Source organism: Pseudomonas sp. PH1b (assembly GCF_000633395.1).
Taxonomy (GTDB): domain Bacteria; phylum Pseudomonadota; class Gammaproteobacteria; order Pseudomonadales; family Pseudomonadaceae; genus Aquipseudomonas.
Genome location: NZ_AYMU01000031.1, coordinates 69,369 through 93,012, shown reverse-complemented (window position 1 = coordinate 93,012; position 23,644 = coordinate 69,369). Strand labels below are relative to the sequence as shown.

The window sequence follows — 23,644 nt, the reverse complement described above, 5'->3', positions numbered from 1 at the left end:
CCGGCTTAAGAAGGTCGCAGACCACGTTCCAGCCAGAGGCGGCTGGCCAGGGTCACCAGGCCGTCGAGGAGCAGGGCCAGCAAGGCGGTACAAGCGGCGCCGAGCAGCAGTTGCGGCTGATTGTTCAGGGCGATGCCGGGGAAGATCAGGCTGCCCAGGCTGTTGGCACCGATCAAAAAGGCCAGGGGCGCGGTGCCGACGTTGATCGCCAGGGCCACCCGCACGCCACCGACGATGATCGGCACGGCGTTGGGCAGTTCAACTTTCCACAGCACCTGGCGCGGGGTCATGCCGATGCCGACGGCAGCTTCCTTGAGTGAACCCTGGACGTTTTTCAGACCTTCGAAGGTGTTGCGCACGATGGGCAGCAAGGAGGCGAGGAACAAAGCGAAGATGGCCGGCCCGGCGCCGATGCCAAGGATCCCCAGGGCGATGGCCAGGACGGCCAGAGGGGGAACGGTGTTGCCAATGTTGAAGATTTGCATGAAACGTTCGGCGCGCCCGACCATCGAGGGTCGGCTGAGCACAATGCCGGCGGGGACTCCCACCACCAGGGCGGCGAACATTGAAGCGAGTACCAGGTACAGGTGGGCTTGCAGGTAAAACAACAGATCGTCGCGGTAATGTTCGATCGTACTGATGCCGATCCAGTGGACCAGCAGGGCCAGGAGGGCGATTACCGCAGCGCCTCCTATCAGCCCTTTGCCATAGCGAATAGCCACAGGCGGACTCCTTTTTGTCGGTCGGCGGGCACTTTCCCGTGTGGCAGGGCCATTCCTGGCTGCCGGGAAAATACGCGCGAAAAGCAGCTCGTCGAGCGCCGGCAGAGCGGCGGGTGAACGAGCCATGAGCGCAGCTTCGTCAAGCTAACTTGCTGATATTTCAGCCCCTGACGACAGCGCGTGACAGGGGAGTGGACGTCTCCACGTTTTAAAAGGTTCCATAATTGGCAGCATTTAGCCACCGTTAATCTGCCATCCGGTCGCCCGGGCGACGGGGGCAGCTGTGGCCCGCAAGGCTATGTCTGGGCTATAATCTGCGCCCTTTTTTGATCACCGCCAGGCGATTTCCCATGACCCAACAGGCCGCCGAAGTCGCGAAACGCCGCACTTTCGCCATTATTTCCCACCCGGATGCGGGTAAGACCACCATCACCGAGAAGCTGTTGCTGATGGGCAAGGCCATTGCGGTGGCGGGTACGGTCAAATCGCGTAAGTCCGACCGCCACGCCACTTCCGACTGGATGGAGATGGAGAAGCAGCGGGGTATTTCCATTACCACGTCGGTCATGCAGTTCCCCTACCGCGAACACATGATCAACCTGCTGGACACCCCCGGCCACGAAGACTTCTCGGAAGACACCTACCGCACCCTGACCGCGGTGGACTCGGCGCTGATGGTGCTCGACGGCGGTAAGGGCGTTGAGCCACGGACCATCGCCCTGATGGACGTCTGCCGCCTGCGGGACACGCCGATCGTCAGCTTCATCAACAAACTCGACCGGGACATTCGCGATCCGATCGAACTGCTGGACGAGATCGAAGCGGTCCTGAAGATCAAGGCTGCGCCCATCACCTGGCCGATCGGTTGCTACCGCGATTTCAAGGGTGTGTACCACCTGGCGGGCGACTACATCATCGTCTACACCCCGGGCCACGGCCACGAGCGCACCGAAACCAGGATCATCGAGAAGCTCGATTCCGACGAAGCCCGCGCCCACCTGGGTGACGAATACGAGCGCTTCATCGACCAGCTGGAGCTGGTACAGGGCGCCTGCCACGAGTTCAACCAGCAGGAATTCCTCGACGGTCACCTGACCCCGGTTTTCTTCGGTACCGCCCTGGGCAACTTCGGTGTCGATCATGTGCTCGACGCCGTGGTCGACTGGGCGCCGTTGCCGTTGCCGCGGGTGGCCAACGAGCGCACCGTGGCGCCCCAGGAAGAGAAATTCAGCGGTTTCGTGTTCAAGATCCAGGCGAACATGGACCCCAAGCACCGCGACCGTATCGCCTTCATGCGCATCTGCTCGGGCAAGTACGAGAAGGGCATGAAGATGCGCCACGTGCGTACCGGCAAGGACGTGCGCATCGGTGACGCCCTGACCTTCTTCTCTTCCGAGCGTGAGCAGTTGGAAGAGGCCTATGCCGGCGACATCATCGGCCTGCACAACCACGGCACCATCCAGATCGGCGACACCTTCACCGAAGGCGAGGCCCTGGGGTTCACCGGGATCCCGCACTTCGCTCCGGAACTGTTCCGCCGCGTGCGCCTGAAGGACCCGCTCAAGTCCAAGCAGTTGCGCCAGGGCCTGCAACAGCTGGCCGAAGAGGGCGCGACCCAGGTGTTCTTCCCGGAGCGCAGCAACGACATCATCCTCGGCGCCGTCGGTGTGCTGCAGTTCGATGTGGTGGCCAGCCGCCTGAAAGAAGAATACAAGGTCGAGTGCTCCTACGAGCCGATCACCGTGTGGTCAGCGCGCTGGATCGACTGCAGCGACAAGAAGAAGCTGGAGGAATTCTCCAACAAGGCGGTGGAGAACCTCGCCCTCGACGGCGGTGGCCACCTGACCTACCTGGCCCCGACCCGGGTCAACCTGGCGTTGATGGAAGAGCGCTGGCCGGACGTGAAATTCCGCGCCACTCGCGAACACCACTAAGTTCGCCGGTCACCCCGAGCCCCGCTGTGCAGACAGCGGGGCTTTTTTTTACCCGATGGATTCCCCGATCGGTTTGGCACCTCTCCCTGTAGGCGCTGGCTTGCCAGCGAAAAGGGCAAACGGAACGCAACACAAGCCATGGCCTGTAAAGGCAATGGCCGCGGGTCTTTCGCCGGCAAGCCGGCTCCTGCGGGTTGCGGTGTTTTCGGGGGCTGGACGCCGTTAGTCGGAAGGGCCTGGCAGGTTGGGCTATCGATAGCCTGCTATCTGGAAAAGCCGGGATATCGGGACTAGGTTTCAGTCAGTGCTGCGGCCACTGCAGGGCAGGGCTAGCAGCCTTCGATGATTCACCTACGTAAGGATGGAATCGGCTATGAGAATTTTCCAACGCGTTGTGCTGCTGATCAAAGTGCTGGTGATGCTGTCGTTGGGTACCTCGGCGGCCTGGGCCCATAACCTGATGCAGGTCAGCGAGCCCGGTTACTCCTCTACCAAGAGCATGCCGGTGCAGATGTTGGCCAAGTCCGAGTCGGAGCCGGGCGATGAAGGGCAGGGCGGCAGCAAGGGCGACGATGACCAGACCACCGATGATGACGATGATGGCGAAAGCCAGGGCTGAGAGGTTTTTCGGAGGTAAAAAAAACCTCTCCAGCCGGACTGATGCGCAATCCTGAAGGAGAGGGGGTTGGAACAGGCTTCAAGCGCCTTCGGCGGTTCTGCGAAGGCGCTTTTTCATTGGCGCTTCAGACGACGAACTGCTCGGCGAAATGGCAGGCCACCTGACGGCTGTCGAGCTGGCGCAGGGCCGGCTCTTCCTTGCTGCACAGCTCGGTGGCATAGGGGCAGCGCTTGTGGAAGGCGCAGCCGGGCGGCGGGTTCAGCGGGTTGGGCAGCTCGCCGACGATCTTGATCTTCGGCTTGTCCGGGTCCGGGTGAATGGTCGGGGTCGCCGACAATAGCGCCTGGGTGTAAGGGTGCAGGGGACGGGTGTAGATGTCCTCCTTGGGGCCCATTTCCACCGGCCGGCCGAGGTACATCACCAGCACCTGGTCGGCGACGTGGCGCACCACTGCGAGGTTGTGGGAGATGAACACGTAGGCAGTGTTGAACTCCTGCTGCAGGTCCATGAACAGGTTCAGCACCTGGGCCTGGATCGATACGTCCAGGGCCGAAGTGGGTTCGTCCGCCACCAGCACCTTGGGTTGCAGCATCATGGCCCGGGCCAGGGCGATGCGCTGGCGCTGGCCGCCGGAAAACATGTGGGGGTAGCGCTGGTAGTGCTCGGGGCGCAGACCCACTTGCTTCATCATCGCCTGGACCTTTTCCCGCCGCTCGGCCGCCGACAGCTTGGTGTTGATCAGCAGCGGCTCGGCCAGCTGATCGCCAATCTTCTGCCGTGGGTTGAGCGAGGCGTAAGGGCTCTGGAACACCATCTGCACATCTTTGCGCAGTTGCTTGCGCTGGGCCTTGTCAGCGCCGGCGACTTCCTGGCCGGCGATTTTCAGCGAGCCCGACGAGGGTTCTTCGATCAGGGTCAGGGCCCGCGCCAGGGTCGACTTGCCACAGCCGGACTCGCCGACCACGGCCAGGGTCTTGCCGGCTTCCAGCTCAAAGGACACGCCGTTGAGGGCGCGCACGGTGGCGTGGCCCTTGAACAGGCCTCGGGACACTTCGTAGTGACGGGTCAGGTCGCGGGCGGTAAGAACGACGGCCATTACGCCACCTCCTGATTGAGCGGATAGAAGCAGCGCACCAGGCTGGCGGCTTTCGGATCAAGGCTGGGGCGCTGCTGGCGGCAGCTGTCCTGCACATAGGGGCAGCGCGGCGACAGCAGGCAGCCCTGGGGCCGGTCGTAGCGACCGGGAACGATGCCCGGCAGGGTCGACAGGCGCGAGGCGCCCAGGCTGTGCTCGGGAATTGCCGCCAGCAAGGCTTCGCTGTAGGGGTGGGCCGGGATGTCGAACAGTTCTGGCACCTGGCCCACTTCCACGGCCTGGCCGGCGTACATCACGCACACCCGCTGGGCGGTCTCGGCGACCACGGCGAGGTCGTGGGTGATCAGCACCAGGCCCATGTTCTGCTCTTTCTGCAGGTTGAGCAGCAACTCCATGATCTGCGCCTGGATGGTCACGTCGAGGGCGGTGGTGGGTTCGTCGGCGATCAGCAGCTTGGGTTCGCCGGCAATCGCCATGGCGATCGCTACCCGTTGGCTCATGCCGCCGGACAGTTGGTGCGGATAGGCATCCATGCGGCTTGCGGCGCCGGGGATCTCGACCTTCTCCAGCAGTTCGATGGCGCGCTTGCGGGCTGCCTTGCCGGACATCTTCAGGTGCAGGCGCAGCACTTCCTCGATCTGGAAGCCCACGGTGTAGCTGGGGTTGAGGGCGGTCATCGGGTCCTGGAAGACCATGGCCAGGTCCTTGCCGACGATCTGCCGGCGCTGGCGGGCGCTGAGCTTGAGCATGTCGCGGCCGTCGAAGCTCAAGGCATCGGCGGTGACGATGCCGGGGTGCTCGATCAGGCCCATCAGGGCCATCATGGTCACCGACTTGCCGGAGCCGGACTCGCCGACGATGGCCAGGACTTCGCCCTTGTCGACCTTGAGGTCGAGGCCGTCGACTACTGGCACGGCGGTGGCGTCGCCGAAGCGGACATTGAGATTCTTGATTTCTAGCAATGACATGGGAATCTCCTCAGGCGGCGTTCTTGAGTTTCGGGTCCAGCGCATCGCGCAGGCCGTCGCCCATCAGGTTGATTGCCAGCACGCTGAGCAAAATGGTCAGGCCGGGCAGGCTCACCACCCACCAGGCGCGTTCGATGTAGTCGCGGGCCGAGGCCAGCATGGTGCCCCACTCGGGGGTCGGCGGTTGCACGCCGAGGCCGAGGAAGCCCAGGGCGGCGGCGTCGAGAATCGCCGAGGAAAAGCTCAGGGTGGCCTGGACGATCAACGGCGCCATGCAGTTGGGCAGCACGGTGATGAACATCAGGCGCGGCAGGCCGGCACCGGCCAGGCGGGCAGCCGTCACGTAGTCGCGGTTCAGCTCGCCCATGACCGCGGCACGGGTCAGGCGCACATAGGACGGCAGGGACACCACGGCGATGGCGATCACGGTGTTGATCAGGCCTGGGCCGAGGATGGCGACGATGGCCACGGCCAGCAGCAGGGACGGCAGGGCCAGCATGATGTCCATCAGGCGCATGATGGTCGGGCCCAGCAGGCGCGGGAAGAACCCGGCGAACAGTCCGAGGAGGATCCCCGGGATCAGCGACATCACCACCGACGACAGGCCGATCAGCAGCGACAGGCGCGAACCCTGGATCAGTCGCGACAGCAGGTCGCGGCCCAGCTCGTCGGTGCCCAGCAGGAATTGCATCTGTCCGCCTTCAAGCCAGGCTGGCGGCGTCAGCAGGAAGTCGCGGTATTGCTCGCTGGGGTTGTGCGGGGCGACCCAGGGCGCGAACAGCGCGCAGAAGACCACCAGCAACATGAACATCAGTCCGGCCACTGCGCCCTTGTTGCGGGAGAAGTGCTGCCAGAATTCTTTGTACACGGACGGATAGAGCAGGCTTTGATCGACTGCTACTGAGGGAGTTTGAGTGCTCATTAGTCTTGATCTCAGCGCTGGTGACGGATGCGTGGGTTGGCAAAGCCGTAGAGGATGTCCACCACGAAGTTGACCATGATCACCAGGCAGGCGATCAGCAGGATGCCGTTCTGCACCACGGGATAGTCCCGGGCGCCGATGGCTTCGATCAGCCACTTGCCGATGCCCGGCCAGGAGAAGATGGTTTCGGTCAGGACCGCACCGGCCAGCAGGGTGCCGACTTGCAGGCCGACCACGGTCAGCACCGGGATCAGCGCATTGCGCAGGCCGTGGACGAACACCACTCGCGCCGGCGACAGGCCCTTGGCCTTGGCGGTGCGGATGTAGTCTTCACGCAGCACTTCGAGCATCGAGGAGCGGGTCATCCGGGCGATCACCGCCAAAGGAATGGTGCCCAGGACGATGGCCGGCAGGATCAGGTGGTGCAGGGCGTCGAAGAAGGCCCCGGTGTCATCGGCCAGCAGGGTGTCGATGAGCATGAAGCCGGTCCTGGGCTCGATGTCGTAGAGCAGGTCGATGCGCCCGGATACCGGGGTCCAGCCCAGGCTGACGGAGAAGAACATGATCAGGATCAGGCCCCACCAGAAGATCGGCATCGAGTAACCGGTGAGGGAGATGCCCATCACCCCATGGTCGAACAGCGATCCTCGCTTCAGGGCGGCGATCACCCCGGCCAGGAGCCCGATGACACCGGCGAACAACAGGGCGGCCATGGACAGTTCCAGGGTCGCGGGGAACAGCGAGGTGAATTCGCTCCAGACACTGGTGCGCGTGCGCAGGGACTCGCCCAGGTCTCCGTGGGCGAGCTTGCCGATGTAGTCCAGGTACTGGGCGTACAGCGGTTTGTTCAATCCAAGGCGTTCCATTGCCTGGGCATGCATCTCAGGGTCGACCCGACGTTCGCCCATCATGACTTCCACGGGATCGCCGGGAATCATGCGTATCAAGGCAAAGGTCAGCAAGGTGATGCCGAAGAATGTGGGGATCAACAACCCCACACGGCGGGCAATAAAACTAAACATCTTCTGAAGTACCTCAGTCAGCCGGTTAGGCGTTCCTGCCGCCCCTGGGGTCAGGGGCGGAGGGCGTTTCTTATTACTTCACTTGGGTGGTAGCGAAGTTGTTCGTGGTCAAGGGACTGATGTGATAGCCCTCGACGTTCTTGCGCATGGCGGTGAACATTTTCGGATAGGCCATGGGAATCCATGGCTGGTCCTGGTCGAACACCAGCAAGGCTTTTTCATAGAGCTCTGCACGCTTGGCAGGTTCAGATTCGCCCCGGGCCTGATCGATCAGCTCCTGGAACGACTTGTTGCACCAGCGGGCGTAGTTTTCGCCGTTCTTCGCCGCGTCACAACTCAGGTTCGGGGTCAGGAAGTTGTCCGGGTCACCGTTGTCTCCGGCCCAGCCGGCCGACACCATATCGTGTTCGCCGTTTTTCGCACGCTTGAGCATCTCGCCCCACTCCATGACGCGGATGTCGAGCTTGAGGCCGATTTTTGCCAGGTCGGCTTGCATCATCTGGGCGCCGAGCAGTGGGTTGGGGTTGGTTGGGCCGCCGCCATTGCGAGTGAACAGGGTGATCACCGTGCCTTCCGACACACCGGCTTCCTTGAGCAGGGCGCGTGCCTTGTCGAGGTCGCGGGGCGGGTTCTTCAGGCTGGAGTTGAAGCCCAGCAGGGTCGGCGGATAAGGGCCGGTGCCTACCAGGGCATTGCCCTTGCCGTACAGGCTGTTGACGTAGGCTTCCTTGTCGAAGGCGATGTCGATGGCTTTGCGCACCCGCACATCGCTCATGTATTTGCGGGTGGTGTTCATGGCGATGTAGGCGGTGGTCATGGCCGCCAGTTCGTCGACCTTGAGGTTGGTGTCGGCCTTGATGCTGGGAATGTCATCGGGCTTGGGATAGAGGGCGATCTGGCATTCGTTGGCCTTGAGTTTCTGCAGGCGCACGTTGTTGTCGACGGTGATCGCCAGTACCAGCGGGTCGGCCGGTGGCTTGCCGCGGAAGTAGTCGGGGTTGGCCTTGAAGCGTACCTGGGCGTCCTTGGCATAGCGGGTGAAGATGAAGGGGCCAGTGCCGATGGGCTTGCTGTTGAGGTCGGCGGTCTTGCCTTCCTTGAGCAGCTTGTCGGCGTACTCGGCCGGGAAGATCGACGAGAAGGCCATGGCGATGTCGGCCAGGAAAGGGGCTTCGCGACGGGTCAGGGTGAAGACCACGGTGTGGTCGTCGGTCTTCTCGACGCTTTTGAGCAGTTCCTTGAAGCCCATGCTTTCGAAATAGGGGAAGCCCACGCTGGACTTGTCATGCCAGGGGTGCTTCGGGTCCAGCTGGCGCTGGAAACTCCAGAGTACGTCGTCGGCATTCAGGTTGCGGGTCGGGGTGAAATAGTCGGTGCTGTGGAACTTGATGTCGTTACGCAGGTGGAAGGTGTACTGCAGGCCGTCCGGGCTGATGTCCCAGGATTCGGCCAGGGCCGGCTGGATATCCGTGGTGCCTGGCTTGAAGTCCACCAGGCGGTTGAAGATGGTTTCCGCCACTGCATCGGCCGTGACTGCTGTCGTGTACTGGACCATATCGAAGCCTTCCGGGCTGGCTTCGGTACAGACCACCAAGGGCTTGGCTGCCGCGCCCAGGGCGACGCTCAGCAGGGCGGCGCCAACGGCCGCTTTCAGGGGAAGCATTTTCATCAGTTACCCTCTGCAATCGATTGAACCAGATTAGCTTGAATGGCGGATTCGTCATGAATCCGCCCTTCAACTGGTGGCTTAGAGAATATTGAACGGGATGGTGGTCACCAGACGGAACTCGTTGATGTTGCCGTCGGCCTGGTTCTCGCTCGCGCGGTGGGTGGTGTAGGTGGCACGGATCGCGGTGGCTTTCAGGGGGCCGCTCTGTACGGCGTAGGAAGCACCGATGCCGTATTCGTAGTGGTGCTCGCCGTCCATGGTGCGTACGCCATAGACCGTACCGTCTGCCTTGACCCCGCTGTAGGCGGTGCCGTTGTAGTGGGTACCGTCGATGCCCCAGCCACGGGCCTGGTAGATGTTGAACTTGAGGCCGGGCACGCCGTACTCGGCCATGTTCAGGCCGTAGGCGATCTGGAAGGATTTCTCGTTCGGGCCGTTGAAGTCCGAGAGCAGGGAGTTGGCCAGGTAGATGCCGTTGGTTTCGTGCAGGTAGTCGAAGTACTCGTTACCGTTGATTTCCTGGTACGAGAAGGTCAGGCTGTGGGCCTGGTGGGTCAGCCCCAGGGACAGCGAGTAGGTGTCGTTGTCGATCTCGCCCATCTTCTTCTTGCCGGTATCGACGGTCTTGTAATAGTTCAGGCCGGTGGTCAGGCTCAGCACCGAGCTGTCGCCCAGCTCGTGGGTGGCGCCGAAGTAGTACTGGTTCCAGAAGTCTTCCACCTTGGAGGCGTAGAGGCTGGTCTTCAGGCTTTTCAGCGGCTGGTAGTTGGCGCCGACCAGGCTTACGCGATCGGTCTCGGCACCGTTGCTGTTGTACTCGGAGCTGAACTTGGACAGGCTCTGTTCGGTCCGTGGCGATACCCGGTCGAAGCTGCCGGCGTCGAACGACAGGTTGTTGAACTCTTCGCTGTGGATGCTCACCCCTTCAAAGCTCGAAGGCAGCGGACGGTTGCCGATGACGTCGACGATCGGCGTGCTGAAGTTCTGCCGGCCGGCGGTCAGGGTGGTGTTGGACACGCGGAACTTGACGTTGGCCAGGCCCAGCTTGCTCCACTGGCCCACGGCGTCGCCGTCGGAGTGGGTCAGGGTGCGGTTGTTCTTGCCGGCGATGTCCTTGCGGTCACGATCCAGAGCAATAGCGTTGTAGGCGGCGACTTCGGTGCTGACGCCCACGGTGCCTTCAGTGAAACCCGAGGTGTAGTTGAGGATAGTGCCCTGGACCCAGTTGATACGGCGAGGGGTCGAGGTATCTACACCATTGTGCTGGTACGAAAAACGGTCGTTACGACGCTTCAGCTCGTTGGCGTACCAGTTGCGCGTGGTACCCGACAGGCTCTGCCCTTCGATAAAACCCTTGGTCTCAGCCTGGGCACTGGTGGCGTTCAGTTCAGTCGGGACGAAGTCCTGGCTGACATTCTCCGCATAGGCCGTGGCGGTGATGCTACTGATAGCCAAGGCTAACAATGCGCTGCTGCTCAGTTTCATGGGTGACGCTCCTTTGCTTTCTTTTTTAAATGCCGGTTTTTTTGGGCCGGCTGTTTTTTGGAACTCATTCAAGGCATCGCAAACGTTTGCATGGGGCTTGTTCACCAAATTCAGGCAAAGCGTCTGCGTGAGGGCGAAAATCGCCCTCAGGGTTTTGGCTCACGGTTATGGGGCTAGGCTGACACCCGAGAAGTTGTTGCGGCCGAAGGGACTGACCTTGAAACCTTCGACTTTCGCGCTCAATGGCTGGTTGATTGTCGAGTGGGCCACGGGGGTGATCGGCACTTGCTGCTTGAGCAATTGCTGGGCCTGCTGGTAGAGCGCGGTGCGCTGCCCAATGTCGGTGACGGCCTTGGCCTGCTTGACCAGCTTGTCGTACTGCGGGTCGCACCACATGGAGTAGTTGTTGCCACCGATGGCGTCGCAGCTGTACAGGGTGCCGAGCCAGTTGTCGGGGTCACCGTTGTCGCCGGTCCAGCCGATCAGGCTGATGTCGTGCTCGCCGTTCTTGGTGCGCTTGATGTACTCGCCCCATTCGTAGCTGACGATCTTCACCTTGAGGCCGATCTTCGCCCAGTCGGATTGCAGCATCTCGGCCATCAGCTTGGCATTGGGGTTGTACGGGCGTTGTACGGGCATCGCCCAGAGGGTGATCTGCGTGCCTTCCTTGACCCCGGCGGCCTTGAGCAGCTCACGGGCTTTTTCCGGGTTGTAGGGGGCATCCTTGATGGTTTCGTCGTAGGACCACTGGGTCGGCGGCATGGCGTTGACCGCCAACTGGCCGGCGCCCTGGTAGACGGCGTTGAGGATGCTGGCTTTGTTCACCGCCATGTCCAGGGCCTGGCGCACTTCGAGGCGGTCGAAGGGTTTGTGCTGCACGTTGTAGGCGATGTAGCCGAGGTTGAAGCCGGGTTTCTCGATGACCTGCAGCTTTGCGTCGCTCTTCAGCGCGTCGATGTCCGCGGGGCGTGGGTGCAGGGTCACCTGGCATTCGCCGGCGCGCAGTTTCTGCACGCGCACCGAGGCGTCGGTATTGATGGCGAAGATCAGCCGGTCAAGCTTGACCCGGCTCGGGTCCCAGTAGTGTTTGTTGGCGGTGTAGCGAATCTGCGAGTCTTTCTGGTAGCGCTGGAACACGAACGGCCCGGTGCCGACGGGTTTCTGGTTGATCTGGCTGGGGGTGCCGGCCGCGAGCAGTTGCTCGGCGTACTCGGCGGAGAGGATTGCAGCGAAACTCATGGCCAGGTTCTGGATGAACGCGGCGTCCACGCTGTTCAGGGTCATGACCACGGTCAGCGGCCCGGTCTTCTCCACCTTGGCGATGTTCTTGTTCAGGCTCATGCCGGTGAAATAGGGGAACTCCGTCGGGTAGGCCTTACGGAACGGGTGTTCGGCATCGAGCATGCGGTTGAAGGTGAACAGCACATCGTCAGCGTTGAGGTCGCGGCTCGGCTTGAAATACGCGGTGCTGTGGAACTTCACCCCTTCGCGCAGGTGGAAGCTGTACTGGAGGCCGTCCTCGGAAATATCCCAGCTCTTGGCCAGGGCGGGCACCACATTGGTCGCGCCCTTTTCGAACTCCACCAGGCGGTTGTACAGCGGCTCGGCTGCATCGTTGTCGGTGGCGGTGGTGTATTGCGCGGTATCGAAGCCTGCCGGGCTGCCTTCGGAACAGAACACCAGGCTACGGTCTGCGGCGGCACTGAACGAATTGGCGGCCAGCAGGCCAGTGCCCAGCAGGGCCGAGAAAATCAGGGAATGACGCATGACGCTCCTTCTCCATTTTTATTGTGATGATCAATGGACCATGGCTCCTTCCTGGAACCTGAACAGGTCACTGATGCCAACCCATGGCTTGCAGCAAATGCCCGCCGGCAGACGCAGGTTTGCCTCACGTCGACCCTAGGGATCGAGGGCTGGGCCGTACATGCGTTGAACCTGAAAGCCTTGTAGGAATCGGCCCTAAACTCGGTAACCCCCGTACTGAAGGACGGTGTTTCGAAAATGCGGGCGGATTCTTCCGGTGCGGGCCGGTCAAACAACGGCGACGTCAGGGACGCCGCCGTTGCATAACCTTATTTGCCGATGCTCACGCCGTAGAAGGAGTTCAAGCCAAAGGGGCTGATCTTGAAGTCCTGCACGTTGGCGCGCATGGGTTGGAACACCGTCGAGTGTGCGATAGGTGTCATCGGGACTGCATCTTTGAGGATGTGTTGCGCCTGCTTGTACAGCTCGGTGCGTTTGGCCACGTCCGAGGTGGACTTGGCTTGCTTGATCAGCGCGTCGTAAGGCTTGTCGCACCATTTCGAGAAGTTGTTGCCGTTCATGGCGTCGCAGCCGAACAGGGTGCCGAGCCAGTTGTCGGGGTCACCGTTGTCGCCGCTCCAGCCGATGATCATCGCCTGGTTCTCACCGCCCTTGGAACGCTTGATGTACTCGCCCCACTCGTAGCTGACGATGTTCACCTTGAGGCCGATCTTGGCCCAGTCGGACTGCAGCATTTCGGCCATCAGCTTGGCGTTCGGGTTGTACGGACGCTGTACCGGCATGGCCCACAGGGTGATCTGGGTGCCTTCCTTGATGCCGGCTTCCTTGAGCAGCTGCTTGGCTTTCTCGGGGTCGTACTTGGCATCCTTGATGGTGGTGTCGTAGGACCACTGGGTCGGCGGCATGGCGTTGACCGCCAGCTGGCCGGCGCCCTGGTACACCGAATCGATGATCTGCGGCTTGTTCACCGCCATGTCCAGCGCCTGGCGCACCTTGAGGTCGGCCAGCGGGTTGGCGTCGGTGCGGCCCTTGAGCACCGGCATCACGTTGTAGGCGATGTAGCCGAGGTTGAAGCCTGCCTGTTCAGGCATCTTCAGGGTCTTGTCTTCCTTGAGGGCCTTGAGGTCGGCCGGACGCGGGAAGAGGGTGACCTGGCATTCGTTCTTCTTCAGCTTCTGGATGCGCACCGACGGGTCGGTGGTGATGGCGAAGATCAGGTTGTCGATCTTCACGTCTTCAGGCTTCCAGTAGTCCTTGTTGCCGGTGTAGCGGATGTTCGAGTCTTTCTGGTAGCTCTTGAACACGAAGGGGCCAGTGCCGATCGGCTTCTGGTTGATGTCGCTGGCCTTGCCTTCCTTGAGCAGCTTGTCGGCGTACTCGGCGGACTGGATCGAGGCGAAGCTCATGGCCAGGTTCTGGATGAACGCAGCGTCCACGGTCTTCAGGGTGAACTTGACGGTCTTGTCGTCGACTTTCTCCACCTTGGTGATGTTGGTGTCCATCCCCATGTCGGTGAAGTACGGGAATTCGGTGGGGTACGCCTTACGGAAGGGGGTGTCCTTGTCGATCATGCGGTTGAAGGTGAACAGCACGTCGTCGGCGTTGAAGGTACGAGTCGGGGTGAAGTACGGCGTGGTGTGGAACTTGACGCCTTCACGCAGGTGGAAGGTGTAGCTCAGACCGTCGTCCGAGATGTCCCAGCTGGTGGCCAGGCCTGGAATCACTGCGGTGCCGCCACGTTCGAACTGGCTCAGGCGGTTGTAGAGGGTTTCGGCTGAGGCGTCGAAGTCGGTTCCGGTGGTGTACTGGCCAGGGTCGAAACCGGCTGGGCTCCCTTCAGAGCAGAACACCAGGTTAGTCGCCGCTTGGGCGAAGGGTGCGCTGGCGAGTAGGCCGGCGCTGACTAAAAACGGAAGGACTGCTTGTTTGAACATGGTGGCCTCATGATTTGTTGTCATTTTTGGTGTAGAGGGCGACCTTGTGAGTCGACCCATCGATACTTATGCAGGCCCCATACCCAATGCAAGATGCAGGGCCGACACAAGTCTCAAAGAGTGGAACGGACGTACAAGAATGACGCATTTGTATAAATTTTGACGCATTTGACCGTTTGCGCAGGGTTTTTATGCTGCATTTGCCGCCCTGTTAGGAGGCGCGCCGCAACCGTAGCGCTCCCCGCTGGTGCGCCGCTGCTGGCGCTGGCCGGCGGTGTTTGCGGGCGTTGCACGGCCTTGCTTTCCTTGCGCACAGGGCTGGCGTAATTGCCTGGCCGAGTGAGGCAGGGCGACTGGGATGCACAGAGCGTAGGCAACGAATGCCCGGGTGTGGGCTGGCGTTGGCGGGGAAACAGCATATCGTCGGCGACGTTGGCGTCGCGGTACGCAGTAAAAGCGCCGGCGTGGAGGTTGCTGGTGGCGCGTGATCGCGGGGTGCTGAGGATCAGACCAGCTGTCTGCCAAACCTGAAGCGAAAAGGTCTTACGCATGCAAACCTCATTTCTTCTTTTTCTAGGGCATACCTGAGGATTGGCCTTGTGGGCCATGGCAACTCGCCTATTCATGGGGAGTGGATGCAGCCCCATGGACCCTGTGCGGCGACGGCGATCGCTTTTTGTGTTCTTGGTTGTCGATTCGCCGATGCCGAAATTAAGTCATGCTGAAATCAGGGTCAACGAAAATTAAGCGTGACTAACATTTCTCCTTGCGCAAAGGCTTGTCATCGAGGTCAGTCAGGCTTTCATGGGGTGGGCTCAGGCCGCCGAATGGTCATCGAACAGGCCCATGGTCGTAACGGTCAGGACTTCCGCCGGACCGTTGCCGACGTTGGCCAGGCAATGCTGCTTGGTGGCGTCGAAGTGCACCGAGTCGCCGGCGCCGAGGGGGTATTGGCGGCCCTCGATGGTGTAGATGATCTGTCCCGAAAGGACGTAGGAGAACTCCGAACCGTCGTGGGAAATTAGTTCCGATTGGTAGCCCACGGAGATGTTCATCTTCACCGCGTTGATCAGGTTGCCAGGAAAGGAACTGGACAGTCGCTCGTAGGCCAGTGGCTGGCCTTCGATGGTGTAGCGCACTCGCTTGCCGTCGTGGGAGTCGGGTTGTACCTGGGTCGGCTGGTCGAACAGGGCGTTTAGCGGAACGTTCAGGGACTTGGCGATATTGACCAAAGAAGAGATAGAAACACCGGTGAGATTGCGCTCGGCCTGGGAGAGGAAACTGGCGGTAAGGCCGGATTCACTGGCAATTTGGCGCAGGGTTTTCTTGGCGGCGCGACGATAGCGGCGCAGGCGTTCGCCGATGCGGTCTGCGGTCATTGAAGAGACTCTTATAGGAAAGGAGTTGTTAACCCAACGGACGTCAATGACGCCTGGCAGGTGCAATACCAAGGTTCGTCACTTTAGCATCACCGATGCAGCGAACTCATGCCTGCGGCGCTGAGTTCCCCGGTTTGGGGTGAAATGGTTGGTAACGAAAAACGGCGGTAACCTCAGCTTCATGCTGAAGGTTACCGCCGTTGGGGGAGGCTGGGAAAACTTTATGGCATCAACACTTCGATGGCGCCATCGGCCGTCATGCTGACCTGGCTGGTACCGGCTTCCACTTCCGGGGTTACCGGCGCCGAATCCATGCTGGCGGCTTTCATCATCATCGGCGCACGCAGGTAGGGCTGTGGATAACCGTTGCTGTTGAGGTTCAGGTTGACGATCTTGTAGCCCTTGCCGCCCAGGGCCTCGGTGGCCAGCTGCGCGCGGGCCTTGAACGCCTTGACCGCATCCTTGAGCAGTGCGTCTTCGCTGGCCTTGCGGGTCGGATCGGCGATGGCGAAGTCCATGCCGCCCATTTTCAGGTCCGTCAGCAGCTCGCCGGTGAGTTTGGACAGGGCGGCAAAATCAGCACTTTCCAGGCGCAGCTCGGCACGTTCGCGCCAGCCGGTGATCTTCTGGCCCTTGCCGTCGTAGATCGGGTAGCTGTTGCGGCTGCCCTGGCGCAGGGTCACGTCCTTGACCTGGCGTGCCTGGCCCAGGGCCTTGTTCATGGTGGTGGTGACTTCGGCGGCCAGCTTGGCCGGGTCGGTGTTCTGCGACTCGCTGTAGAGGGTCACGATCATCAGGTCGCGTGCCACTTCCTGGCTGACTTCAGCGCGCAGGGAAATCTGGTTGTAGTGCAGTTCATCGGCGGCCAGGGCGGGCAGGCTGGTGAGAGTGCCGACGCTGAGGGCGAGAAGGGCGACGCTACGACTGAATTGCTGCATGGAAACTCCTTGAGTGCGATCTGCAAGCCTAAGGTTCGCGCCTGCGTGAGCGATAAGACTCTAGCTTTTATTCCTCGTTGCAGCCCATTACAACTTTGATACACATCAGCCCTCTCTTGCTTCAAGGCTTGAAGCTTGTAGCTTAAAACCAGCCGCTTGCCGCAGCTTTTCCTGTGGCGCTTTGCCGCAGTTTTGCCTGTGCCGGGGGCTGCTTGGTTATACTCCCGGCGATTGCCCTGGAGCGCTCATCAGGAGAGCTCATGCTCGCCCCCGTAAAATTGCTGTCCGCGACCCGTCAGAACCTCTGGCGCCTGACCTTCATCCGCACCCTGGTGCTGGCTGCCCAGGCCGGTTCGGTGGGGATCGCCTATTGGCTGGACCTGCTGCCGCTGCCCTGGCTGCAGCTTGCCATCACGCTGATCTTCTCTACGGTGCTCTGCGCCTTCACCGCCATTCGCCTGCGTACCTCATGGCCGGTGACGGAGCTGGAATATGCCCTGCAATTGGCTTGTGACCTGTTTATCCACAGCGTACTGCTGTATTTCTCCGGCGGTTCCACCAACCCCTTCGTCTCCTATTACCTGGTGCCCCTGACCATTGCCGCGGTGACCTTGCCCTGGCGCTACTCGGTGGTCCTGTCGGGAATTGCCCTGACCCTCTATACCCTGTTGTTGGCGCGCTTCTACCCCTTGCAGACCTTCCCCATCGCCCGGGAGAACCTGCAGGTCTATGGCATGTGGCTGAGTTTTGCCCTGGCCGCCGCAGTGATCACCTTCTTTGCCGCGCGCATGGCCGAAGAGCTGCGCCGCCAGGAAGAACTGCGGGCGATTCGCCGCGAAGAAGGGCTGCGTGACCAGCAACTGCTGGCCGTGGCAACCCAGGCCGCCGGCGCTGCCCATGAACTGGGCACGCCGCTGGCAACCATGAGCGTGCTGCTCAAGGAAATGCGCCAGGACCATCCCGATCCGCTGTTGCAGGATGACCTCAGCGTGCTTCAGGACCAGGTCAAGCTGTGCAAGGAAACCCTGCAGCAACTGGTGCGCGCCGCTGAGGCCAATCGGCGTCTGGCAGTAGACATGCAGGACGTCACCCAGTGGCTGGACGAAGCCTTGAATCGCTGGCACCTGATGCGTCCCGAGGCCAGCTATCGCTTCCACCTGCTGGGCGAAGGGCCGATACCACGCCTGGCGCCACCCCCAGATTTGACCCAGGCCCTGCTCAACCTGTTGAACAATGCAGCCGATGCCTGCCCCGAGGGCCTGGAAGTGCGCCTGGACTGGGACATGGAAAATATCACCATCAGTATTCGTGACCACGGCCCCGGAGTACCCTTGGCTATCGCCGAGCAGATCGGCAAACCGTTTTTTACCACCAAGGGCAAAGGCTTCGGCCTGGGCCTGTTTTTGAGCAAGGCCAGCGTGACCCGTGCTGGCGGCTCAGTGAAACTCTACAGTCACGAGGAAGGCGGCACGCTCACCGAGCTGCGCCTGCCCCGTGCGGCCCGAGGAGACGACCATGAGTGAAGAGATCCAAGTCGAAGGCGAGGAACTGCCGCATCTGTTGCTGGTGGATGATGACGCTACCTTTACCCGCGTGATGGCCCGTGCCATGAGCCGCCGTGGCTTTCGTGTCAGTACCGCAGGTTCTGCCGAGGAAGGCCTGACCATCGCCCAGCAGGATCTGCCGGACTACGCGGCACTGGACCTGAAGATGGACGGCGACTCCGGCCTGGTGCTGCTGCCCAAGCTGCTGGAGCTGGACCCGGAAATGCGCGTGCTGATCCTCACCGGCTACTCGAGCATCGCCACTGCGGTGGAGGCGATCAAGCGCGGTGCCTGCAACTACCTGTGCAAGCCGGCGGACGCCGATGACGTGCTGGCCGCGCTGCTTTCCGAACACGCCGACCTGGACACCCTGGTGCCGGAAAACCCGATGTCCGTGGACCGTCTGCAGTGGGAGCACATCCAGCGCGTGCTGACCGAACACGAAGGCAACATCTCCGCCACTGCCCGGGCCCTGGGCATGCATCGCCGCACTTTGCAGCGCAAATTGCAGAAACGTCCGGTCCGTCGCTGAATCGCGACTGAACGAATGTCCGCTGGACGTCGTGAAAAAGCGTGCCGATCTACTATGATCGGCTCAACGCTTGCCCTCTCCCAATCGAGCCTCAACGATGAATCAGAACGCTGAATACTCTGCGGTCAACGATGCTGTGCGCGGGCAATTCTTTCGCCGGGTCTGGGCCATGACCACGCCCTACTGGCGCAGTGAAGAGAAGGGCAAGGCCTGGCTGCTGCTGATTGCCGTGATTGGCCTGTCGCTGTTCAGCGTGGCGATCTCGGTGTGGATCAACAGCTGGTACAAGGACTTCTACAACGCCTTGCAGAAGAAGGACGAAGCGGCGTTCTGGCACCTGATCCTGTATTTCTGCGGCATTGCCGCGGTGGCGATCCTGGGGGCGGTGTACCGCCTGTACCTGACCCAGATGCTGACCATCCGCTGGCGGGCCTGGCTGACCGAGAAGCACTTTGCCCGTTGGCTGGGCAACAAGAACTACTACCAGCTGGAGCAGGGCGGCTACACCGACAACCCGGACCAGCGGATTTCCGAAGACCTCAACAGTTTCACCAGCAATACCCTGTCCCTGGGCCTGGGGCTGATTCGCAACGTGGTCAGCCTGGTGTCGTTCTCGATCATTCTCTGGGGCGTGTCGGGCAGCATCGAGGTACTCGGCTACACCATTCCCGGCTACATGTTCTGGTGCGCGCTGGTGTATGCCGCCGTCGGCAGCTGGCTGACCCATCTCATCGGCCGCCGCCTGATCGGCCTGAACAACCAGCAACAGCGCTTCGAGGCCGATCTGCGTTTCTCCATGGTGCGGGTCCGCGAGAACGCCGAAAGCATCGCGCTGTACGACGGCGAGAAAAACGAGAACCAGCGTTTGAGCAGTCGTTTCGGCAAGGTCTGGCACAACTTCTGGGACATTATGAAGGTGTCCAAGCGCCTGACCTTTTTCACCGCCGGTTATGGCCAGATCGCGATCATCTTCCCCTTCATCGTTGCGGCGCCCCGTTATTTCGCCGGCAAGATCGAGCTGGGCGAGCTGATGCAGATCAACTCGGCTTTCGGCAACGTCCAGGAGAACTTCAGCTGGTTCATCAGCGCCTATTCGGACCTGGCGGCCTGGCGCGCCACCTGTGACCGTCTGCTGAGTTTTCGCCAGGCCATGAGCGACAACGAGGAGCGTCCGCCGGCCATCGATGTGCAGCATCAGGGGGAGCAATTGCAGGTGCGTGACCTGGGCCTGGATCTGGCGGATGGCCGTCATTTGCTGGCCGGGGCGCAGATGACCGTGAACCCTGGCGAGCGCCTGATGCTCAGTGGCCGCTCCGGCAGTGGCAAGAGCACCTTGTTGCGGGCGATGGGGCGGCTGTGGCCTGCCGGGCAGGGGAGCATCCTGTTGCCGGCCCAGCGTTACCTGTTCTTGCCGCAAAAGCCGTACCTGCCCATTGGCAGCCTGCGTGAAGCCTTGAGTTATCCACAGTCCGGCGACAGCTACCCCCAGGAGCGCTACGAGCAGGTCCTGGAAACCTGCCGCCTGCCCCATCTGGTAGCACGCCTGGATGAGCACAATCACTGGCAGCGCATGCTGTCTCCAGGCGAGCAGCAGCGCCTGGCGTTTGCCCGGGCACTGCTCTATGCGCCGCAATGGCTGTATATGGACGAGGCCACTTCGGCCATGGATGAGGAAGATGAAGCGACCTTGTACCAGGCACTGATCGACCAGTTGCCGGGCTTGAGCATCGTCAGCGTCGGCCATCGCAGCAGCCTCAAGCGTTTCCACCCGCGGCATATCCGTATCGACCAGGGGCATCTGGTGGATCAGGGCCTGACGGCCTGAGTGATAGCTTCGCTCAGGCCGCCACAGGCTGTTGCCTGACCTGTGCTCGCAGGCGTTTGCCTAGGGCTTGCGCAACGGTGCGCCAGGGAACAGGTACAGCACTAGATTGCAGGAGGGTACGAGGTGGCCCGCTTGCGGGCCATCCGGCGCCTGCAACAGGGGCGGGTAGGCCTGGATCAGGACGTATGCAGGATCGTGCGATCTACCCTCACGGCCAGCTGGCCGCTCCCCGGCTTGGCGTTGAAGGCCACATTGCCTTGCTCATCCACGCGAGCCCGGGCAATGGGGGCGCCATTGAGCAACAGCTCCAGAGGTGCGTCCTTGAGGGATTGGCCCGAGGCCAGTTGCAGTTTCAGGTTGATAGCCATGGTGATCTCCTTGTCAGGCGTTGCTGTCGATGAAACGGTTGGCGTTCTTGTCGATGGAGCCGATCAGCTCCGGCGAGCCGCCGCGGAACTGGCGGAACACATTGCGCCCGGTGGCGCTGCTGTTGCTGGTGCCGGCCGGGATTGCCAGGGTCGGCTGGAAGCTGTCGCTCAGTTCCACATAGGCTGACCAGGGACCAATGTAGGACTCGTTCAAGCCGTTGGTTTCGCTCAGCGCATAACGCACGCCATGACCCGGCAGCCAGTTGGGCTCACTGGGGGTGTGGCTTTGCCAGCCGTCGGCCAGCACCACGGGTACAGCGCTGGGGGTCTCCAGGTAGCCCGCCGGCTTGTTCGGGCTGTAGTTCTGCAGCAGCAGGTAGGTGCTCCAACCCCACCAGTTGTCGATGGTCTTGCTGTCGTTGAGGTTGTTGACGTCGCTGCGGCGCAGCACCTTGTTGCCACTCATCACGAACAGCGGTGAAAAGTTGCCGGTTTTCGCGGCATTCAGGTCCGGCAACGCTTTCAGTGCTGCATAGCTGCCCGGAGCCGGGAGGCTGCCGCTCAGGTAGCTGGCAAAGACTTCGTCTGCCGAGCTCTGCACGGCAAGCTTCACTTGCTGGCGATTGCGATGGTCGACGCTGTCGAAGTAGCGCTTGTCGCCATAGGCATGCCAGCGCTCGCCCTGGGCGTTGCTGACGTCGAGCCCGAACTTGCTGTCTTCGTCGTGCATGAAACGGGTGATCAGCGAGCCCAGGTCGCTGGGAGTGACCACCGCCGCCAGCTGTTTGCGCGGTACACGCACATGGCCCGCGGAAAACAGGTCCGTGAGGAAGTGGTCGGCGAAGGCGTTCATCGCGTAGGCCAGTTCCAGTTGCTTGTCGTCGGCACTCTTGCCCGCCAGTACCGCTTGCTGCAGGGCTGCCGTGTGCCCGGCGATGTAGGCGGCCACTGCCCATTCGCCAAAGTGGTCGGCGTTGTTGGCCGCGAGCTTCAGGTAGCGGCCCAGTGGGAACAGGGCGGAGACCAGGCTGCCCCCGCCGGTGATCTTGTTCCACTCTTCGGACAAGGTGTCGCCCAGGGCGTCATAGGCTTCGTGAGGTTGCTTGCCGTCGCGGATCGCCTGGTTGGCGGCGAGGATTTCCTTCTGCATCACGGCGAGGATCTGCCGGGCTTCGTCTTTGGCCGCTGGCAGCACGGCAAGGGAATTGAAAGCCGCGCTAAAGCGTTGCACGCGCTCGACCGGTGTCGCGCCCTCGCAGATCGGCTGGTCGGGAATGCCGTAGAAATCGCCGCCCAGGGCAACCACCTGGCCATAGGTCAGGGCCAGGCCGTTGGGCAGGTGCAGCTCGACCTGCCAGGCGGGAATGGCCGGTGCATCCTTGACGAAGCGCAGCAGGGTGCTGTCACCGATGGCGGTGTGTTCGCCACCCTCGAAACGCAGTTGTGGCCCAGCGAGTTTTTGCACGGCGCGGGGCAGGCCCTCCGGGCGGTGGTACTTGATGGTGTGATGGCCGTCGGCGACCAGCACCAGGGTGTCGCCATCGCCCGAGATGGCAATGCCCTGTTCGCTGAACAGGCGGTCCAGGTCGGCAATGATCTTGCCGGCATGTTGCGGTTGTTGCTTGTGTGCAGAGAGTCCTGACATTTCTAGCTCCTTGATATGTCATGGGGATACTGTGGATTTAACTGTATATATATACAGTTGTTATCGATAATAGATGAAGACTTTGCGCCGTCAAGAGGGGAATGATCTGTTCCTGTAACCAGTGTCGCGAAAGGTGTTTGCGCAGCAGCGAATCCGGCTTGCTTCGCCGGGCCAGGAGGCCGCCCGGAGTCGCAGCCGCAAACCTTGGGCGAGCGGCCTCCCGGGCCAAGCAAGATCAGGCGGTAGCCTGTGGATTGGATTATCATTAGCGCCCTAACGACAGGCTCTGGATTCATTCGCGCATGCTGGCCATTTTCTTCGAGACGCTGACGATCACCGCGCCCGTCTTCGCCATGCTGTTTCTTGGGCTGCTGCTCAAGCGGGTAGGGTGGATCAACGACAACTTTATCCACACCGCCTCGGCACTGGTGTTCAACGTCACCATGCCGGCCCTGCTGTTTCTGGGGATCGTGCATGCGGATCTGCACTCTTCGTTGAAGCCTGGTGTGCTGATCTATTTCTCCGTGGCGACCCTGGCGTGTTTTGCCCTGGCCTGGGCCTGGGCCATCTGGCGTTGCCCGCAAGCCGATCGCGGGATCTACACCCAGGGGGCGTTTCGCGGCAATAACGCGATCATCGGCCTGGCCCTGGCGGCGAGCATGTACGGCGACTACGGCATCTCCCTGGGGGCGGTGCTCGCGGCCCTGGTCATCCTCTTTTACAACACCTTGTCGACCATCGTCCTGGCGGTCTACAGCCCGGTGATCAAGTCCGATCCCTGGAGTATCTTCAAGAGCGTGATCAGCAATCCGCTGATTGTCAGCGTGCTGGTCGCGGGGCCGTTCGCCTATTGGCAGATCGGCCTGCCCGGCTGGCTGGAGACCTCGGGCAAGTACCTGGCGCAAATGACCCTGCCCCTGGCCCTGATCTGCATTGGCGGCACTTTATCCATTGCAGCCTTGCGCAACAGTGGCGAGTTGGCGATGAGTTCGAGTTTGCTGAAGATGGTCAGCCTGCCAGCGCTGGCGACCTTTGGCGCGTGGTTGTGCGGGTTTCGCGGAGCGGAGTTGGGGATCCTGTTCCTGTATTTCGGCAGCCCCACCGCGGCGGCAAGCTTTGTCATGGCCCGGGCGGCCAATGGCAATCACGAGTTGGCGGCGGCGATCATCGTCATCACCACGGTGATGGCGGCGCTGACCACCAATATCGGGATCTTCCTGTTGCAGTGGGGCGGCTGGATCTAAGGCCGCGCGCCGGCCGAGCGGTTCCTGCGCC

General features: G+C 61.6%; 19 protein-coding genes. 6 read left to right on the top strand and 13 right to left on the bottom strand.

Annotated elements, in window-relative coordinates; genetic code table 11:
- Positions 1-5: 5 nt before the first annotated feature.
- Positions 6-722 (bottom strand): ABC transporter permease, encoded by a 717-nt coding sequence (locus U873_RS0131430; RefSeq protein WP_025132031.1) that lies wholly within the window; start codon positions 720-722, stop codon positions 6-8.
- A gap of 350 nt (positions 723-1,072) precedes the next feature.
- Here U873_RS0131430 and U873_RS0131425 point away from each other — a divergent pair, with 350 nt between their 5' ends.
- Positions 1,073-2,656, top strand: a complete 1,584-nt coding sequence (locus tag U873_RS0131425; RefSeq protein ID WP_025132030.1) for a peptide chain release factor 3 — start codon at positions 1,073-1,075, stop codon at positions 2,654-2,656.
- A 373-nt stretch (positions 2,657-3,029) separates the two neighbouring features.
- Complete coding sequence (locus tag U873_RS0131420; protein ID WP_025132029.1) at positions 3,030-3,275, top strand: hypothetical protein; 246 nt, start codon at positions 3,030-3,032, stop codon at positions 3,273-3,275.
- Positions 3,276-3,399: 124 nt separating this feature from the next.
- Here U873_RS0131420 and U873_RS0131415 read toward each other — a convergent pair whose 3' ends face one another.
- The 10 genes from U873_RS0131415 to U873_RS0131370 all read right to left on the bottom strand — a co-directional run bounded on the left by U873_RS0131415 (position 3,400) and on the right by U873_RS0131370 (position 16,455).
- Complete coding sequence (locus U873_RS0131415) at positions 3,400-4,371, bottom strand: peptide ABC transporter ATP-binding protein (protein WP_025132028.1); 972 nt, start codon at positions 4,369-4,371, stop codon at positions 3,400-3,402.
- Complete coding sequence (locus tag U873_RS0131410; protein WP_025132027.1) at positions 4,371-5,339, bottom strand: ABC transporter ATP-binding protein; 969 nt, start codon at positions 5,337-5,339, stop codon at positions 4,371-4,373. The genes U873_RS0131415 and U873_RS0131410 overlap by 1 nt, the downstream gene beginning before the upstream one ends.
- Before the next feature lie 10 nt (positions 5,340-5,349).
- Positions 5,350-6,261 (bottom strand): ABC transporter permease subunit, encoded by a 912-nt coding sequence (locus U873_RS0131405; RefSeq protein ID WP_025132026.1) that lies wholly within the window; start codon positions 6,259-6,261, stop codon positions 5,350-5,352.
- An 11-nt stretch (positions 6,262-6,272) separates the two neighbouring features.
- The gene (locus U873_RS0131400; protein ID WP_025132025.1) at positions 6,273-7,283 is read right to left on the bottom strand and encodes an ABC transporter permease subunit; all 1,011 of its coding nucleotides are present in this window, start codon (positions 7,281-7,283) and stop codon (positions 6,273-6,275) included.
- A 73-nt stretch (positions 7,284-7,356) separates the two neighbouring features.
- Positions 7,357-8,952 (bottom strand): ABC transporter substrate-binding protein, encoded by a 1,596-nt coding sequence (locus U873_RS0131395; RefSeq protein WP_025132024.1) that lies wholly within the window; start codon positions 8,950-8,952, stop codon positions 7,357-7,359.
- 78 nt (positions 8,953-9,030) lie between these two features.
- A complete protein-coding gene (locus tag U873_RS0131390) occupies positions 9,031-10,437 on the bottom strand; it encodes an OprD family porin (protein WP_025132023.1) in 1,407 nt (468 codons plus the stop codon).
- Positions 10,438-10,602: 165 nt separating this feature from the next.
- Positions 10,603-12,204, bottom strand: a complete 1,602-nt coding sequence (locus U873_RS0131385) for an ABC transporter substrate-binding protein (protein WP_025132022.1) — start codon at positions 12,202-12,204, stop codon at positions 10,603-10,605.
- A gap of 308 nt (positions 12,205-12,512) precedes the next feature.
- Positions 12,513-14,138 (bottom strand): ABC transporter substrate-binding protein, encoded by a 1,626-nt coding sequence (locus U873_RS0131380; protein ID WP_025132021.1) that lies wholly within the window; start codon positions 14,136-14,138, stop codon positions 12,513-12,515.
- Between the two features lie 815 nt (positions 14,139-14,953).
- Positions 14,954-15,517 (bottom strand): helix-turn-helix domain-containing protein, encoded by a 564-nt coding sequence (locus tag U873_RS0131375; protein WP_025132020.1) that lies wholly within the window; start codon positions 15,515-15,517, stop codon positions 14,954-14,956.
- 221 nt (positions 15,518-15,738) lie between these two features.
- Positions 15,739-16,455, bottom strand: a complete 717-nt coding sequence (locus U873_RS0131370; protein ID WP_025132019.1) for an SIMPL domain-containing protein — start codon at positions 16,453-16,455, stop codon at positions 15,739-15,741.
- Between the two features lie 260 nt (positions 16,456-16,715).
- On the opposite strand from U873_RS0131370, the gene U873_RS0131365 reads away from it, so the two are divergent.
- From U873_RS0131365 to U873_RS0131355, 3 genes are all read left to right on the top strand, one after another.
- Positions 16,716-17,978, top strand: coding sequence for an ATP-binding protein (locus tag U873_RS0131365; protein WP_025132018.1), 1,263 nt, complete (start codon positions 16,716-16,718; stop codon positions 17,976-17,978).
- Entirely contained in the window at positions 17,971-18,531 is a 561-nt protein-coding gene (locus tag U873_RS0131360) for a response regulator transcription factor (RefSeq protein ID WP_025132017.1), read from the top strand. Before U873_RS0131365 ends, U873_RS0131360 begins: the two co-directional genes overlap by 8 nt.
- A gap of 97 nt (positions 18,532-18,628) precedes the next feature.
- The gene (locus U873_RS0131355) at positions 18,629-20,356 is read left to right on the top strand and encodes an ABC transporter ATP-binding protein/permease (RefSeq protein WP_025132016.1); all 1,728 of its coding nucleotides are present in this window, start codon (positions 18,629-18,631) and stop codon (positions 20,354-20,356) included.
- A 176-nt stretch (positions 20,357-20,532) separates the two neighbouring features.
- Here U873_RS0131355 and U873_RS0131350 read toward each other — a convergent pair whose 3' ends face one another.
- Both U873_RS0131350 and U873_RS0131345 read right to left on the bottom strand, forming a co-directional pair.
- Positions 20,533-20,724, bottom strand: a complete 192-nt coding sequence (locus tag U873_RS0131350) for a hypothetical protein (protein WP_025132015.1) — start codon at positions 20,722-20,724, stop codon at positions 20,533-20,535.
- 13 nt (positions 20,725-20,737) lie between these two features.
- On the bottom strand, positions 20,738-22,369 hold the full coding sequence (locus U873_RS0131345) for a hypothetical protein (protein WP_025132014.1): 1,632 nt from the start codon (positions 22,367-22,369) through the stop codon (positions 20,738-20,740).
- 302 nt (positions 22,370-22,671) lie between these two features.
- Between U873_RS0131345 and U873_RS0131340 the strand changes: the two genes are divergently transcribed.
- Positions 22,672-23,613 (top strand): AEC family transporter, encoded by a 942-nt coding sequence (locus U873_RS0131340; RefSeq protein ID WP_025132013.1) that lies wholly within the window; start codon positions 22,672-22,674, stop codon positions 23,611-23,613.
- Positions 23,614-23,644 lie beyond the last annotated feature (31 nt).

Coding starts and splice junctions, on each gene's coding strand:
- U873_RS0131380 (WP_025132021.1), bottom strand. CDS start 14,138: ATGTTCAAACAAGCAGTCCTTCCGTTTTTAGTCAGCGCCGGCCTACTC.
- U873_RS0131410 (WP_025132027.1), bottom strand. CDS start 5,339: ATGTCATTGCTAGAAATCAAGAATCTCAATGTCCGCTTCGGCGACGCC.
- U873_RS0131370 (WP_025132019.1), bottom strand. CDS start 16,455: ATGCAGCAATTCAGTCGTAGCGTCGCCCTTCTCGCCCTCAGCGTCGGC.
- U873_RS0131345 (WP_025132014.1), bottom strand. CDS start 22,369: ATGTCAGGACTCTCTGCACACAAGCAACAACCGCAACATGCCGGCAAG.
- U873_RS0131340 (WP_025132013.1), top strand. CDS start 22,672: ATGCTGGCCATTTTCTTCGAGACGCTGACGATCACCGCGCCCGTCTTC.
- U873_RS0131400 (WP_025132025.1), bottom strand. CDS start 7,283: ATGTTTAGTTTTATTGCCCGCCGTGTGGGGTTGTTGATCCCCACATTC.
- U873_RS0131425 (WP_025132030.1), top strand. CDS start 1,073: ATGACCCAACAGGCCGCCGAAGTCGCGAAACGCCGCACTTTCGCCATT.
- U873_RS0131365 (WP_025132018.1), top strand. CDS start 16,716: ATGCTCGCCCCCGTAAAATTGCTGTCCGCGACCCGTCAGAACCTCTGG.
- U873_RS0131415 (WP_025132028.1), bottom strand. CDS start 4,371: ATGGCCGTCGTTCTTACCGCCCGCGACCTGACCCGTCACTACGAAGTG.
- U873_RS0131350 (WP_025132015.1), bottom strand. CDS start 20,724: ATGGCTATCAACCTGAAACTGCAACTGGCCTCGGGCCAATCCCTCAAG.
- U873_RS0131360 (WP_025132017.1), top strand. CDS start 17,971: ATGAGTGAAGAGATCCAAGTCGAAGGCGAGGAACTGCCGCATCTGTTG.
- U873_RS0131385 (WP_025132022.1), bottom strand. CDS start 12,204: ATGCGTCATTCCCTGATTTTCTCGGCCCTGCTGGGCACTGGCCTGCTG.
- U873_RS0131405 (WP_025132026.1), bottom strand. CDS start 6,261: ATGAGCACTCAAACTCCCTCAGTAGCAGTCGATCAAAGCCTGCTCTAT.
- U873_RS0131420 (WP_025132029.1), top strand. CDS start 3,030: ATGAGAATTTTCCAACGCGTTGTGCTGCTGATCAAAGTGCTGGTGATG.
- U873_RS0131390 (WP_025132023.1), bottom strand. CDS start 10,437: ATGAAACTGAGCAGCAGCGCATTGTTAGCCTTGGCTATCAGTAGCATC.
- U873_RS0131375 (WP_025132020.1), bottom strand. CDS start 15,517: ATGACCGCAGACCGCATCGGCGAACGCCTGCGCCGCTATCGTCGCGCC.
- U873_RS0131395 (WP_025132024.1), bottom strand. CDS start 8,952: ATGAAAATGCTTCCCCTGAAAGCGGCCGTTGGCGCCGCCCTGCTGAGC.
- U873_RS0131355 (WP_025132016.1), top strand. CDS start 18,629: ATGAATCAGAACGCTGAATACTCTGCGGTCAACGATGCTGTGCGCGGG.